This window comes from Candidatus Dormiibacterota bacterium (genome assembly GCA_036495095.1).
In the GTDB taxonomy this organism is placed as follows: Bacteria; Chloroflexota; Dormibacteria; order Aeolococcales; family Aeolococcaceae; genus CF-96.
On the sequence record DASXNK010000046.1, the window covers coordinates 1 to 14636 of the forward strand.

The 14636-nt window shown below is 74.2% G+C and carries 15 protein-coding genes; 4 read left to right on the forward strand and 11 right to left on the reverse strand.

Annotated features, from left to right (window positions below; translation table 11 throughout):
- Both VGL20_05030 and VGL20_05035 read right to left on the reverse strand, forming a co-directional pair.
- Positions 1 to 924: protein rep (locus VGL20_05030; protein ID HEY2703035.1), on the reverse strand; the 924-nt coding region annotated here is incomplete at its 3' end.
- A gap of 525 nt (positions 925 to 1449) precedes the next feature.
- A complete protein-coding gene (locus tag VGL20_05035; protein HEY2703036.1) occupies positions 1450 to 1836 on the reverse strand; it encodes a plastocyanin/azurin family copper-binding protein in 387 nt (128 codons plus the stop codon).
- A gap of 157 nt (positions 1837 to 1993) precedes the next feature.
- Here VGL20_05035 and VGL20_05040 point away from each other — a divergent pair, with 157 nt between their 5' ends.
- Entirely contained in the window at positions 1994 to 2599 is a 606-nt protein-coding gene (locus tag VGL20_05040; protein HEY2703037.1) for a dCMP deaminase family protein, read from the forward strand.
- A 3-nt stretch (positions 2600 to 2602) separates the two neighbouring features.
- Here VGL20_05040 and VGL20_05045 read toward each other — a convergent pair whose 3' ends face one another.
- The 4 genes from VGL20_05045 to thiD are packed head-to-tail and all read right to left on the reverse strand — an operon-like array spanning position 2603 to position 6943.
- Positions 2603 to 4252, reverse strand: a complete 1650-nt coding sequence (locus VGL20_05045; GenBank protein ID HEY2703038.1) for an ATP-dependent DNA ligase — start codon at positions 4250 to 4252, stop codon at positions 2603 to 2605.
- The gene (locus VGL20_05050; GenBank protein ID HEY2703039.1) at positions 4252 to 5265 is read right to left on the reverse strand and encodes an MBL fold metallo-hydrolase; all 1014 of its coding nucleotides are present in this window, start codon (positions 5263 to 5265) and stop codon (positions 4252 to 4254) included. The genes VGL20_05045 and VGL20_05050 overlap by 1 nt, the downstream gene beginning before the upstream one ends.
- A 32-nt stretch (positions 5266 to 5297) precedes the next feature.
- Positions 5298 to 6110 carry a metallopeptidase family protein gene (locus VGL20_05055; protein ID HEY2703040.1) on the reverse strand — a complete coding sequence of 271 codons (813 nt, stop codon included), beginning with the start codon at positions 6108 to 6110 and terminating at the stop codon, positions 5298 to 5300.
- Between the two features lie 2 nt (positions 6111 to 6112).
- Positions 6113 to 6943 (reverse strand): bifunctional hydroxymethylpyrimidine kinase/phosphomethylpyrimidine kinase, encoded by an 831-nt coding sequence (gene thiD / locus VGL20_05060; GenBank protein HEY2703041.1) that lies wholly within the window; start codon positions 6941 to 6943, stop codon positions 6113 to 6115.
- 97 nt (positions 6944 to 7040) lie between these two features.
- Here thiD and VGL20_05065 point away from each other — a divergent pair, with 97 nt between their 5' ends.
- Positions 7041 to 7673, forward strand: a complete 633-nt coding sequence (locus VGL20_05065; protein HEY2703042.1) for a hypothetical protein — start codon at positions 7041 to 7043, stop codon at positions 7671 to 7673.
- A gap of 34 nt (positions 7674 to 7707) precedes the next feature.
- On the forward strand, positions 7708 to 9048 hold the full coding sequence (locus tag VGL20_05070; GenBank protein HEY2703043.1) for an HD domain-containing protein: 1341 nt from the start codon (positions 7708 to 7710) through the stop codon (positions 9046 to 9048).
- Positions 9049 to 9068: 20 nt separating this feature from the next.
- Here the strand turns inward: VGL20_05070 and VGL20_05075 are convergent, their stop codons facing one another.
- From VGL20_05075 to VGL20_05090, 4 genes are read right to left on the reverse strand one after another with little or no spacing between them, the layout of a single operon-like run.
- A complete protein-coding gene (locus tag VGL20_05075; GenBank protein HEY2703044.1) occupies positions 9069 to 10082 on the reverse strand; it encodes a PspA/IM30 family protein in 1014 nt (337 codons plus the stop codon).
- A gap of 4 nt (positions 10083 to 10086) precedes the next feature.
- Complete coding sequence (locus VGL20_05080; GenBank protein HEY2703045.1) at positions 10087 to 10599, reverse strand: hypothetical protein; 513 nt, start codon at positions 10597 to 10599, stop codon at positions 10087 to 10089.
- Complete coding sequence (locus tag VGL20_05085; GenBank protein HEY2703046.1) at positions 10599 to 12089, reverse strand: MFS transporter; 1491 nt, start codon at positions 12087 to 12089, stop codon at positions 10599 to 10601. The genes VGL20_05080 and VGL20_05085 overlap by 1 nt, the downstream gene beginning before the upstream one ends.
- Positions 12090 to 13196 carry an Mrp/NBP35 family ATP-binding protein gene (locus tag VGL20_05090; protein ID HEY2703047.1) on the reverse strand — a complete coding sequence of 369 codons (1107 nt, stop codon included), beginning with the start codon at positions 13194 to 13196 and terminating at the stop codon, positions 12090 to 12092.
- Positions 13197 to 13260: 64 nt separating this feature from the next.
- Between VGL20_05090 and VGL20_05095 the strand changes: the two genes are divergently transcribed.
- Complete coding sequence (locus tag VGL20_05095; protein ID HEY2703048.1) at positions 13261 to 13977, forward strand: response regulator transcription factor; 717 nt, start codon at positions 13261 to 13263, stop codon at positions 13975 to 13977.
- Between the two features lie 61 nt (positions 13978 to 14038).
- Here VGL20_05095 and VGL20_05100 read toward each other — a convergent pair.
- The coding region (locus VGL20_05100; protein ID HEY2703049.1) for a hypothetical protein at positions 14039 to 14636 on the reverse strand (598 nt) is incomplete at its 5' end.

Genomic DNA, 14636 nt, shown 5'->3' on the forward strand with positions numbered 1-14636 from the left:
GCAACACTCATAACGGTTCAGTCTGGAGGCTCCATTCATCCAATTCGTGCACAACAGGGCAGTTCGCCACAGGCCCTTGCTATTCGGGTCGCCGTGGTTATGTAATCGAGCGCCCGCGGAGCCGTCCTCCGGCTCGGCAGGGCCCCGGAACACCCCGACGGTGGTGAGGAGCCGACGGCTACGGATGGCACGGTGGAGGTCCAGGACGGCGCTCTCGCCATCCTCGCGCTCCTTGGAGCTGACCTCGGTGAGCTTGATGCAGTACTTCACCACCTCGCGAACGGCACCCTCTATGCTCCTCTCCTCGTCGGCGTGCACGGCGCGGATGTCGACCACGTAGCTGTCGCCAGTGATCTCCCCCCAGGCCTCGGACACGCAACATTGATTGAGGGCGTGTGGACACCACGGCTTCCCATGCGCGCACGTGGGGCCGCTGTCGTCGAGGCGCCGGCCTCGCAGGCAGGTGCAGGATGGCCGGGCCACCAGCACGTGGAGGTGGGGATGCCACCGCCCCGAGCCCTTCCCACGCTTGATCTCGATTGTCCCGACGCAGCCGAGCACTTGGTCCCACAGCTTCCGCTGGCGCAGCCTGCGGGAGTCCCGCCAGCAGCGGCTCACCGAGCCGTCCAGGACCTCGCTGTCGCGGTAGGTCAGGGTCAGCAGGGCGTAGCGCGTGATCCCCCGGCCGCGGAGTTGCCCGATCATCTCGTGGACCCGGGCCGCCAGCTTCCGGCTCCGCACCTTCGCGCGGTGGTGGCACAGCCGGTTCGTGCACAGGTCGGCCCCACCATGGAACGGACGGGCGTGGGGGTCGCACTCACAGTTCGGCGCCCGGAAGATCAGGTTCTCGCCGCAGTGGGTGATCCGGTGTCCGAGGCGGCGCTCCTCCTTCGTCGCGCCCTTGACCTGGAGGCCGCGCCCCACCTCACGGTTGCCACGCTTTCGTCCCTGCCAGCCCCGATTGCGGCGCTGTCGGCCCGTGATCGCCGGCCAGCCCCGCACCTCCGCACGGGCACGACGCTCCGCCGCATCCTCTCTCGTCTGGTCCCGGTCAGGCTCCGGGACCGACTAGTTCCGTCGGGCTGAGTTGAGGGGGCGTGGCGAGGATCGCGGATCGGGAACGAACCCGGCAGCGGCTGTAGGGGCGACCGGACCAGCGGCTGGCGTCCGGCGCAGGCCGGCTCTTACCGCCGCCCGACGCATCGAGTATCAAATCCTGGTATCAGCCGGGGTGACGCTCGCTGGCTCACGATGACGTTCGCCCAGCTCACAAACTTGCGCCGTGATCTCAGAAGGCCTCCGGCGACCCCGGTACGGCGTAGCTCATAACCCTTGGGTCGCAGGTTCGAATCCTGCCCCGCCCAGCCTGATTTCGATCACCGGTCGGGAGCTGAAGAGCCCCGCGGTCCGAGGCCGCCGGCGGTGCGCCCCGGAGTCTCGGGCCCGGGATCAGTGGACGGTGATCGTCCCGCCCATCCCGGCGTGGTAGGTGCAGACGTAGGCGAAGCTCCCGGGTTTGGGGAAGCGCAGGCGGAAGCTCTCACCACCCTGCATCGACGACGACTGGACGTAGCCGTCGAAGGTCACGTTGTGCGGGGTGGTCCCGGCATTGCGCCACTCGACCACGTTCCCGACCGCGACGGTCGTGGTGGCGGGGCCGAAGGCGAGCTCGTCGCTCTCCCTGATCACCGCGGCCGCGGCCGTCCCTGCCGGAACCGGCTGGGGTCCGTCCGGGGGCGGGGTGGCGAGCACGCCCGTGCCGCCGTTGCCGCACCCCGTCAGCACCAGCAGCGTCCCCGCGGCCACCCCCGTCAGTGTGGCCCGCCGCGTTCGCATCGCCCTCACCTCCCCACCGCCGACCATGGGCTCATTGGCCCATGGCCATCGTAGGTCATCCACCCCAGCACCCACCCCCTCGGCGGCTCTCCAGCCAGGGCACGTGGCGCCGGTGCACGCCTCCGCGCCGGACCGGCACGCGGCGGTACCCTGAGGCGTGTCCTCGACCATCCCCTCCGACCCCACCGGCGGCGCCACGCCGGCGCCGGAGGGCCGGGTGCGCCGGCCCGACAAGCAGCTCTACATGCTGCTCATCGCCCTCGCGGCGCGCACCCGCGCCGACTGCCTCGGCCGGCGGGTCGGCGCCGTGATCTGGCTCGAGGGACGGGTGCTCTCCACCGGCTACAACGGCACCCCCTTCGGCATGCCCAACTGCTCCGAGGGCGGCTGCCACCGCTGCGCCAACCGCGACGCCGGGCCGTTCCTGCGCGGCGGCGCCTACGACGTCTGCCTGTGCGTCCACGCCGAGCAGAACGCGCTGCTCACCGCCGCGCGCTTCGGCCAGCGCACCCTCGGCGCCTCGGTGACGAGCACCACCCAGCCCTGCTTCGGATGCCTGAAGGAGCTGCTCCAGGCGGGCATCACCGAGGTCCGCTACCTCCATCCGTGGGACCCTGTCGAGGCCTACGGCGACCCCGCCCTCGCCACCCAGTACGCCGCGCTGCGCAGCCGCTTCGCCGTCTTCGAGCGGGTCGGCGACCCCTCGATGGACACCCCCGCGCTCTTCGCGCCCGTGCTCGACCCCCCGGACGGCGCCGGCTGACGCTCAGGCCTGGTCGACGCGCTGCTCGCGCTGCTCGACGAGCGCGGTCGCGATCTGGCGCACCCGGTCGAGGGTGTCGATGTCGTCCGGCCCCTTGTCGTGACGCCAGCGGGCGATGCGGGGGAATCGCAGCGCGTACCCGGAGCGGTGGCGGGTCGACTGCTGCACCGAGTCGAACGCCACCTCGATGACGATCTCCGGCCGCACCGTGCGGTGGTGACCGTGGTCGGTGACGGTGGAGTCGAGCAGCAGCCGGGTCATCTCCGCGATCTCGACGTCGGTGAGACCCGTGTACGCCTTGCCCACGGTGGCGAGCTCGTCGGACCCCTCGGCGACGCGCACCGCGAAGGTGACATCGCTGAGCACGCCCCGCCGCTTGCCGTTGCCCCACTCGGCGCCGACCACCACACAGTCGAGGGTGTCGAGCGGCCGCTTCAGCTTCAGCCAGGCGAGCCCGCGCCGCCCCGGCGTGTAGGCCGACTCGGGGTTCTTGGCCATCAGCCCCTCGTTGAGCCGCGCCCGCGCGTCGGCGAAGAGGGCGTCGACCTCGGCGGCGCCGGTGGCGCGCTCGAGGTGGGCGACGGCGAACCGGCCGCCGAGGCGCAGCTCCTCGAGCCGCTCGCGGCGCTCCCGCAGCGGGGTGTCGAGCAGCCATTCGCCGCCCTGGTGGAGCAGGTCCCAGGCGGTGTACACGACCGGCACCGCGTCGAGCACCGCCCGGCTCGGCGACTTGCGCCCCAGCCGGGTCTGGAGCTCGGAGAAGGGCAGCACACGGCCGTTGCGGAAGCCGAGCAGCTCGCCGTCGAGGACCATCTCGCCGGGCAGACCCGCGGCCGCCTCGACGATCTCGGGGAACTGCCCGGTGATGTCGCGGAGGTCGCGGCTGTAGAGGACGGTGCGCTCCGGCCCCCGGTGGAGCTGGCAGCGGATGCCGTCGTACTTGTCCTCGACCCACACCTCCTCGCCCATCCGGGCCACCACCTCGTCGGCGTCGGCGACCGGCGAGGCGAGCATGTAGCGCAGCGGCGCCCCCAGCCGCGGCGCGGCTTCGGCGAGGCGGTCCTCGGCGGCGAGCACCGCCACCGCGCCGAGGTCACCCATCAGCATGTCGGCCCGGGTCACCGCCGCGGGGGGACGCCCGAAGGCACGGGCCACCGCCTCCTCCACCAGCCCCTCGCGCAGCCCGATGCGCATGTCCCCGCTGATCAGCTTGGTGACGTAGCGCGCCTGGTCCGGTGTACAGGCGCGCAGCAGCGCGGTGAGCAGCACGGTCCGGGCGCCGGTGCCGGTGGTCGAGGCGATCCGGTCGAAACCGGCCGCAACCTCGAGCAGGTCGAGCCCTGGGCCGCTGTGGCCGGCGCCCTCGAGCAGGTCACGCACCACGTCCCCGCTGTCGGCGTGACGGCGGTACGACCCTGCCAGCTCGGCGTCGCCGGCGCCGGTGAGCGCGAGGAGCACGCTGCGCATCGCCGCGAAGCCGACCATCAGCACCCGCCCATCCCAGGCGGGGAAGATCCGGCCGGCGAAGAAACGGGTGGCGACGGCGAGGCGGTCGACGTCGAGCGAGGCCAGGTACTCGCCGAGGATGCGCACCTTCTCCAGCTTCGAGGAGGTGGCCGCGATCGCGTCGGCGCACTCGGCGAAGCGGCGCATCAGCCGAGGCCGAGCTCGAGCTGCCGGCTCGCCGCCAGCGCCTCGGCGCGGACGCCGCGGCGGCGCAACTGGTGGGCGAGGTCCTCGGCGAAGCCGAAGAGCGTGTACACCTGCTGGGCGCGGCTGCGCTCGACGTAGCGCAGGAGCTCGTCGAAGTCGGCGTGGTCGCTGAGCGCGAAGGCGGCGTCGCAGCCGTGGCGCAGGCATGCGCCCCGCTCCACCGCCCAGCCGCTGATGTAGGCGGTGCGCCGCGGGCTGATCCGCTCCACCCACGACCGCCCCCGCAGGTGCGGCGGGCAGATCACCACCGCGCCCGGGGGGAGCGTGCCCCCGCAGGGCTGCGCCGAGGGCAGCCGCACTCCCATCGCCCGGTAGATCTCGGTGACGGTGAAGAGCGAGCCGCAGAGCACCACCGGCAGCCCCGCCCCGGCGAGGTGGGAGAGCACCTCCTGGCCCTTGCCCAGCGAGTAGGCGAAGAGCACCGGCGTGACCCCCGCGGCGACGCTGTCGAGGCAGAAGTCGGAGATCGCCCGCACCACCGCGTCGGTGGGCGGGAAGCGGAACTGGGGACGGCCGAAGGTGGCCTCGACGATGAGGACGTCGCACTCGATGTGCTCGAGCGGCTCGGCGGTATGGGCGGCGCGCAGCTTGATGTCACCGCTGTACACGAGGCGCACCCCGCGATGGCTCACCAGCACCTGGCTGGAGCCGAGCACGTGACCGGCGGGGTGCAGCGAGAGCACGGCGTCGCGGTGCTCGACCTCCTCGCCGAAGGCGAGCCCGACGCCCGGCGGCTCGGCGGTGGCGGCCCGCCGGCGGCGGCGCGACCCGGTGCGCAGGGCCATCACCCGGCGGGTCGCCTCGGTGCAGATCGAGCGGCGGTGGCGGGCGATGTGGTCGCCATGGGCGTGGCTCACCACCGCCAGATCACGACCCGCGCGCGCGTCGATCCAGAGGTCGAGCGCGGGCAGGTGGACGCCCCGCCGGTACCTGATCTCGTACGGGACCTGCATGCGGGCTCATGGTAGAGCTCCGCCGGGACGACTCAGTACGGCAGCTCGTGCTCGTCCATGCCGAAGTGATGCCCGACCTCGTGCAGCACCGTGCGCCGGATCTCCTCGCGCAGCGCTCCGAGGCTGCCGCAGACGTTCTCGTGGTTGCGCTGGTAGAGCACGATGCGCTCTGGCCAGTCGTCGCCGGCGAGCGCGGTGCCGCCCTCGTAGATGCCCAGGGTGTCGGGGTCGAAGCCCCTGGCAACCTCGTCGGCGTCGGGCAGCGGCTCGACCACCACCAGGGCGTTGCGCAACCGCGCCTGGAAGGCCGCGGGGATCGTGGCCCAGATCTGCGCGGCGGTGCGGTCGAACTCGCCCGAGGCGATGCGCACCGGCACCACGTATTCCTCGGGGTCGAGCCGGGCGGCGCGGCGGAAGGCGGCGTCGGCGGCGGCCCCGTCCTCCTCCCAGAGCGAGAGGCGGCCGAGCAGGTGCCAGCCGTCGGCGTCCTCGGGGTCGAGGTCGAGGCCGGTGCGCGCCGCGGCACCCGCCTCCGCGAACTCGGCACAGCGGTAGGCGCACTCGGCGAGCTCCATCCAGGCGGAGGGGTTGTCGGGCGCGGCCTGGCAGGCGCGGGAGGCATCCTTGCGGGCGTCGGCGAAGCGCTCGAGCTCGAAGAGGGCGCCGGCGCGGAGCAGCAGCGCCTCGACCACCTCGCCGCCGGCTCCGCCGCGGCGGGCCTCGCGCAGCGCCCCGGTGGCGAGGTCGAGGGCGCGGCGGGGATCGCCGTCCTCGAGCGCCCGGGCGGCGAGCTCGAGCCGCTCGGCGGGGTCGCCGCCGCGGTCGCGCAGCCGCGGCAGGCGCACCGTCAGCCCTCGCCGAGCGGGGCGCGCACCACCACGGCCGGCGCGGGATCGAGGTGGCCGAGCGGGCCGTGCCCGGCGCCGAGACCGGGGGCGCGCAGCAGCGCCGTCCGGACGTAGGCCCGGGCGCTGGCGACGGCGTCGAGCGGCGCCGTCCCGCGGGCGAGGAACGCGGCCACCGCCGCGCTGAGGGTGCAGCCGGTGCCGTGGGTGCCGCGACCGGGCACCCGGGGGTGCTCGAGCTCCAGGCACCGGCCGGTCGCCACCTCGCAGACGACGTCGACGACCCGGGCGCCGGGAAGGTCGCCGCCGGTGACCACGGCGACCCGCGGACCCAGGGCGCAGAGCGCCCACCCCGCCTCGCGGGCCTCCGCCACGGTGCCGACCCGCCGGCCGGTGAGCGCCGCCGCCTCCGCGCGGTTGGGGGTGACCACCGTCGCCAGGGGCAGCAGCAGGGTGCGGAGCGCGTCCACCCCCGGTTCGGAGAGCAGCGCCCGCCCCGAGGTCGAGCGCATCACCGGGTCGACCACCAGGTTGACGGCGCGGTGGAGGCGAAGCCCCGCGGCGACGGCGGCGACCAGGGCGGCGTCGCCGAGCATGCCGGTCTTCCACGCCGCCGGGGCGAGGTCGGCGGCCACCGCGTCGATCTGGGCGGCGACGACGTCCGCGGGGATGAGATGGACGGCACCGACCCCGGTGGTGTTCTGCGCGGTGACCGCCGTCACCACGCTGGCGCCGTAGACCCCGCAGGCGGCGAAGGTCTTGAGGTCGGCCTGCAGACCGGCCCCGGCGGAGGGATCGCTGCCCGCCACGGTGCAGGCGACCGGCAAGCTCATGGCGAGCCGATGCTACTGGCAGACAGCGGCCTGACGCGTTGGTGACGAAGTGTCGACCGCCGGTCGGGGCGGACGCACGCCGGGGTAGAACGTGGACATGCAGGCCCGCCCCCCCGCCGCCGACGCCTCGTCCAACCAGGCGCTGCGCGCCGCGCTGCTCGCCGCCGACACCCCGGCGCGGGTGCCGGCCCAGCCCAGCGTGGAGGCGGCGACGCCGTCCACGGCCCGTGACAGCACCATGCTGCCCACCGCCCCGGAGCTGCTGGAGGCGTCCCCCAACATCCAGCGCCTCTGCGAGAGCTATCACCGCAGCTACCGCCACATGCTCGCCCGCAACCGCCGCCAGCGGCTCGGCCTGGCCGTGCTCGTCGCCGCCGTCGGCGTCGCCGCCGTGGTGCTCGCCCAGAGCCACGCCGCCACCGTCACGGTGGCCTCCAACCTGGTGATCGCGGTCGGCGTCGCCAGCGCGGCCGGCGTCGCCCTGCTGGCGCTGCTCTGGGTGCGCGACGACCGCCGCCTGCGCAACGTCCAGGGCGACCGGCTGCTCCGCGCCCTGCAGTTCAACTGCAGCCTCCACGAGGAGCGGCTGAACGCCTTCCGGCGGCTCTCCCATCCCACCGCGGCCTTCTTCGACTGCTATGCGCTCTGGCGCGAGCAGCACCCCGACTCGGTGGGTGGTCTCGCCGCGATGGTGCGCTCGGTGCGCAGCCTGGGCGGCGCCACCGGGTAACCCCGTCCGCTCACCCCGGCTACCATCTCGGGCGATGGACGCGGCGGCGCGCTTCGGCGAGGTGAACCTCATCTCCGATCCGCTCCACGGCTACATCGAGATCACGAAATCGGGCCACGGCGCGCCCGGCGAGCAGCAGCTGCTCGACAGCGGCTGGCTGCAGCGGCTGCGCCGCATCCACCAGCTCCAGTCGGCGTGGTGGGTCTTCCCCACCGCCGAGCACTCCCGCTTCTCCCACCTGCTCGGCTCGATGCACCTCGCCAGCCTCTTCGCCCGCCGGGTCGACGCCTCGCTGCGGGCCGCCTTCCCCGACGCGCCGTCGCCCGCCCTGGTCGAGGAGACGCTGCGGCTCGCCGGGCTGCTCCACGACGTCGGCCACGGCCCCTTCGGCCACTTCTTCGACCGCGAGGTGCTCGCCCACCACGGCATCGACCACGAGGACGTCGGCCGCCACCTGGTCACCGAGCAGCTCGGCGACCTGATCGACTCGCTCCGCGCCGGCCCCGGCGGCGGCTTCGCCTCCGGCGAGAGCGTCGACCCCCGCTGGGTGGCGTGGGTGATGGCGCCGGCGGAGATGGACGGCTATCAGCCCCCGGCATGGCTGCGCGCCTGCAAGCCGCTGCTCTGCGGGCCCGCGACCGTCGACAACCTCGACTACGTGCCCCGCGACGCCTACATGTGCGGGGTGAGCGCCGGCGCCGTCGACGTCCGCCGGCTGGTGCACTACACGTTCGTCAGCGGCGACACCGTGGTGCTCCACGGCCACGCCGCGGCGGCGCTGCAGATGTTCCTGCAGGCACGGCTCTACCTCTACACCAACATCTACTTCCACCGCACCGTGCGCCGCATCGACCTGTCGATGCGGGAGATCTTCGCCGAGACCGTCGAGCACCTTCTCCCCGGGAGCCCGCTCGACCACCTCGACGACTACCGCGCCCTCACCGACTGGTCGCTGCTGGAGGCGGTGGAGCGCTGGCGGCGCGCCCCGGCCGGAGGCTCCGAGCACCGCCTCGCCCAGGCCTGGGCGCGGATCACCGAGCGCCGCCTCCCCTGGCACCTCGCCTTCGAGATCAGCGCCCGCACCGGCACCGACCTCGGCGACCTTCGCGAGCGGATCGTCGACGCGCTGCCGGCGGCGCTGCGCGGGGTGCGCTTCGAGCTTGACGTCGCCAGCATCAGCGTCGCTCCCCACAACCCGATGGCCGAGGACGGCATGGTCGCCATCTGGGACCCGCTGCGCGGCGAGGTGCTGCACAGCCGCACCGCCGAGCTGGTGGCGCGACTGCCCCAGCACAGCCTCCAGATCCGGGTGTTCACCGACGACGAGCGCGCGGTGTCGGCACTGAACGCGGCGTCGGACGCGGTGCTCGGCTGAGCCGGGTGGCCCGCGGTGGCTCAGGAGCCGGCTCCCGGCGCTCCTGCGTCGAGCAGCTTCCTCGCATCGGCCAGGCTCATGTCCGCGGCGGGGACGATCAGGTCGGACGCCCGCACCTCGTCCCGGGGCAGCCGCTCACCCATGTCGTTCACGAAGGTCACGAGCCGGCGGGTCAGCCGCGAGAAGTCCTCGGCGCTGTCCTGCTCGATGGCGCGGGCGAGATCCTCGTCCAGCCCCTCCAGCGCGGAGCGGGCGTTGGCGGGGAGACGGTACTGGTCATCGCCGGCGATGCGCACGACGATGCCCGCCGCCTCCAGGCGGGGCCGCTCCGCCGGCGCCTCCAGGGCGAGCTGGCGCTTCATCTCCAGCAGCTGCCGGTCGACGGTGGCCTCGGCGGCGCTGATGCGCAGCCGGGCCTCGAGGTCGTCGCCGGGGCCGAGGGTGTCGAGCGCCCCGGTCTCGGCGAGCTGGCCGACGGCGGCCGCCCGCGCCCTCATGTCCGCCACCTTCCCCTGGGCACGATCGATCATCAGCGAGACGTCGGCCATCTGCTCGGAGAGGCCGGTCACCCCCTCCATCGCCCTGGTGCTCGCCTTCGCCGCCGAGTACTGCGCCTTCATGGTCTCGCGCTGGCCGCGGAATGCCTCGACCTTGCCACGGAGCCTCTCCCCCACCACCTCGAGCTGCTGCTCCTGCTGGCGCAGCTGCTCGATCTGCGGGTCGAGGCCATCGATCTGGACTCCCACCAGCTGGGCTCGGGAGAGGGCGGTGCGGGCGAGGTCGTCCTGCCCCTGCTCGACGGCGACGCGGGCGTGCCCCTGGAGGGTCTCGAACTGCTGCTGCAGGGTGTCGCGCTGGGCCTCGAGCCGCTTCTGCGAGGTGAGGACGTCGGCGATGCTGCGGCGCACCGTCTGCAGGTTCTCGAGCATCTTCTCGTAGGAGAGGTCGAGGGCCTCGGCGGGGTTCTCGGCCCTGTCGAGCACCCGGTTGGCCTTCTGCTGGAACACCATCTTGAGGCGGCGGACGACGCTCATGGACTCAAAGTACATCGCCAAGTACATCGCCGCGGCGCGCGATTGCCGTCAGCACCCGGTCCACCGCCTCCGCCGCGGATCCGGCGGTCACCACCCCGGGGTCGGGCCCGGCAGCGCCGGGGGCGCGCAGCTCCCAGGTGTGGAGGCCCACCACCGGCCGGCCGATCCGCAGCGCCAGGGCGATCTCGCTCAGGGTGCCATGGGCACCGCCGATCGCCACCACCGCTGCACAGGCGCGGACCAGCACGCCGTTGCGCAGCTCGCCGAGGCCGGTGGGGAGGGCGAGCCCGACCTCGGGAGCCGCCTCCTCGGGATCGTCGCCGGGCAGCAGCCCGACGCACAGCCCGCCCGCCGCCCGGGCCCCGCGGGCGGCGGCCGCCATCACCCCGCCGAGACCGCCGCAGAGCACCACCGCGCCCGCCTCCGCGAGGCCGCGGCCGACCGCCTCGGCGAGCCACTCCTCCTCCGCGGTGGCCCGACCCGGGCCGCAGACGGCGACCAGCGGGGCCCGGGCCATCAGCCGCCGGCGGCGAGGTCGGCGGGCGCGGCGGGAGGGGCGGCGACCGCGCTCGCCCGCAGCGGCCGGTAGGTGAGGTGGGCGAGCAGGGCGACGGCGGTGCAGATCAGCGCGGTGCCGGCGAAGAGCGCGCCCGCGGCCCGGTCGGCGCCGTGGTGGCCGCCGCGGATCGCCGCGGTGTAGGCGGCACCGGTGACCCCCAGCCCGAGGATCACGCCGGCGTTCCGCGCGGTGCTGAGGAAGCCGGCGGCGCCGCCGAGGGCGCTGCGCGGGGCGGTCGCCAGGGCGGCGGCGGTGTTCGCGGACGAGAACAGTCCGTTGCCGCAGCCGAGCACCAGCAGGCCGACGGGGAGGAGCGCCGGCAGGTACGCGGCGGCGGCGAGGGCGGAGAGCAGGAAGCCGGCGGCGGCGATCAGCATCCCCGCCGCGGTGGTGGTGGCGGTGCGGCCGGAGTCGCCGAGGCGCCCGCCCCGGCGGGAGGTGAGCGCGATCCCCACGCCGATGGGGATGAAGGCGACCCCGGCCACCGCGGCGCTCGCCCCGTGGGCGTTCTCCAGCCAGAACGGCAGCAGGGCGAAGCAGGACATCAGCGAGCCGGTGCTGAGCAGGGTGGCGAGGGTGGCGGCGCCGAAGCGGCCGCCGAGCCAGCGGCGGTCGATGATCGGCGCGCTGCCGCGCACCTCGGCGAGGACGAGCACCAGCCCGCCGGCCGCGGCCACCAGCAGCCACCGGGCGGCCGGCCAGTCGCCGAGCGCCGGGCCGGGGATCGAGGCGACCCCGGCGCCGAGGCCGAGGAGCAGGGCCGCGAGGCCGACGGCCCCGGGCAGGTCGAGGCGGGCGGCGCGGCCGCCGGGAGCGCTGCGGGGCACCGCCCGCAGGGTGATCACCAGCCCCAGCACGGCCAGCGGCAGGCCCGCCCAGAACACCGCCTGCCACCCCCAGATCGCCACCAGCGCACCGCCCACCGGCGGCCCCAGCAGCCCGGCGATGGCCTGGGCGATCACCAGCACCGCCACCGCCCGGCCGGCGCCGCGGGGACGGGCGTGCTCGGCGGTGAGCGCCAGGCTGCCGGCGGTGAGCAGGCCGCCGCCCACCGCCTGCACCGCGCGGCCGGCGAGGAGGATCCCGAAGTACGGCGCCAGGGCGGCGATCACCGAGCCCACCGCGAAGACCGCGAAGCCGGCCAGGTACGCCTCGCGGCGGCCGAGGCGGTCGCCGAGCCGGCCGAGCACCGGCACGGTCGCGGTGACCGTGACCAGGTAGACGCTCAGCGTCTGCTGCGCCGCCGCGGGGGAGATGCCGAAGTGGCGCGCCATCGGCTCGGCGGCCACGGCGACGATGGTGGCGTCGACCATCCCGATGAACGCGCCCACCACCAGGGCGATGCGCAGCGCCCGCCGCCGCGGGGCGTCGCTCCCGGCGGGCCGCTCCGGACCGGCCGGCGACGCCTCCCGCAGCCCGCGGCCCGGCGCCACCGCGCTGCGTCCCACCTAGGTCTTGATCGGCAGCCGCGGCCCGCTCGGCATCACCGGTCCCGCCGAGGCGCGGAAGTTCTCCTTGCTCACCTCGGCGGCGATGTGGGAGGCCACGTTGCGGAAGACCGCGCTCATCGGGCTGTCGGGGGCGGCGACCATGATCGGCTGTCCCTCGCCGCCACCGATGCGGATGCGCGGATCGAGCGGGATCTCCCCGAGGAAGGTCAGGCGGTAGCGGCCGGCGAGGTCGCGGCCTCCGCCCTTGCCGAAGATCTCGGTGGTCTCGCCGCAGTGGGCGCAGACGTAGCCGCTCATGTTCTCGATCACCCCGAGCACCGGCACCTTGAGCTGCCGGAACATCTGGATGCCCCGGCTGACGTCGGCGATCGAGACGTCCTGCGGGGTGGTGACGATGACCGCGCCGGTGAGCGGGATGCTCTGGGCCAGCGACAGCTGGGCGTCGCCGGTGCCCGGGGGGAGGTCGACCACCAGGTAGTCGAGCTCGCCCCAGTCGACGTCGTAGAGGAACTGGCGGATCGCGCCCGACAGCATCGGGCCGCGCCACACCACCGCCTGGTCGGGCTTGAGCATGAGGCCGATCGACATCGCCTTCAGGCCGTAGCCGGTGAGCGGGAGGATGCGATCGCCCATCGCCTCCGGCTGGCCGGTGAGCCCGAGCATGATCGGCACGTTGGGCCCGTAGACGTCGGCGTCGAGCAGGCCCACCCGCGCCCCCGCCTGGAGCAGCGCGAGAGCGACGTTGACGCTCACCGTGGTCTTGCCCACACCGCCCTTGCCGGCGCTCACCGCGATCACGTTGCGCACCCCGACGATCTCCTTGCGGCCGGGGATTCCGCGGGTGGCGGTGACATTGGCGTCCCAGGTGATCTCGATCCGCTCGACACCCGGCACCGAGCCCACCACCGCGGCCTCGATGTCCCGCTGGATGCGGTCCTTGAGCGGGCAGGCGGGGGTGGTCAGCACGACCCGCATGAAGGCGGTGCCGCCGTCCACCCGGATGTCCTGGACCATCCGGAGGGTCATCAGGTCCTTGTGGAGCTCGGGCTCCATCACCGTGCTCAGCGCACGCTCCACCGCCTGCACGACGCCTGTCTCCGCCATGGGATCGAGTATAGCCGCGGGCCCCTCGAGGCCTCGCCCGGCCACACCCGGATACCCTGGCCGGGTGACTGCTCACGTCTCCGAGGCGGGTGCGCCCGCCGCGGTGCTGGTGGTCGAGGACGACCGCGCCCTGCGCCAGGCGATCGTGACCAACGCCGAGCGGGCGGGCTACACGGTGACCGCCGTCGCCGACGGGCTGGCCGCCGGGGAGGCGATCCGCTCCGGGGAGTACGACGTGGTCCTGCTCGACATCGGGCTGCCCTTCGTCGACGGCTGGCGGATCCTGGGGTCGCTCCAGGGCCGCCGGGCGCCGTCGGTGATCGTCATCAGCGCCCGCGGCGAGGAGGCCGACAAGGTTCGCGCCCTGGACATGGGCGCCGACGACTACCTGGCCAAGCCCTTCGGCGCCGACGAGCTGCTCGCCCGGCTGCGGGCGGTGCTGCGGCGGGTGCGTCCCCCGGCCGGCCCCTCGATGGTGGTGACCGCCGGCGAGGTCGCGGTCGACCTGGGGACGCGCTCGGTGACCCGGGCGGGCCGCGAGGTCACCCTCTCCCCCACCGAGTACCTGCTCATCGCCGAGCTCGCCCGGCACGCCGGCCAGGTGGTCGACCACCGCTCGCTGCTGCAGCGGGTGTGGGGCCCGGCCTACGCGAGCGAGCGCAACTACCTGTGGACGTTCATCCGGCGGCTCCGGACCAAGCTCGAGATCGACCCCGCAGCGCCGGAGGTGATCGTCACCGCCGGCCGCCACGGGTACCGGTTCGGCCCGCCGGCGCACTGACCGGCGGACCCGACGGGGTGCGGCCGGGCGCCTGCGCGCCCGGCCGCTCCCGTTGCTGCGGTTACTCCTCGTCCGGCTCGGCCGCCGGACGCGCCTTGGCATTGCTGCGGTTCTGCGCCTTGCCGGCGATCGCCTCCGCGGTCGGGGCGACGGGCACGACCGGCGCCGCCTGCGAGGCGAGACGGGCCTCGAGCGCCGCGTGGCGCCCCAGGGCAAGGGCGGCCTGCTCTCCGCTGAGCAGGGACAGGCTCTCGGGGTCGACCCCGAGGGCCTCGCCGAGGGTGGCGCGCAGCTGCACCGCGATCCGTCCGCCGCTGCCGTCGCCGGCGCCGACGCCCGCGAGCGCGGGAATGCCGTCCAGGATGGGCACGGACACGCCCACCACGTCGATCACCTCCTCGCCGTGGACGACGACGTCACCGGCCTCCATCTCGGCGTCGGACATCCGCAGCTTCACGACCAGGCTGATCAGCTTGAGGATGATGAAGGTGGCGACGGCATTCCAGACGATGATCACGCCCAGCGCGAACGCCTGGACCAGCAGCTGGTGCGGGTTCCCGTGGATCACGCCCGCGAAGCTGACGTCCGGGTTTCCCTTGGTGCCCAGGTACTGGATCATGTTCGGCGAGGCGAAGACGCCGGTGGCGAGACCGCCGAGC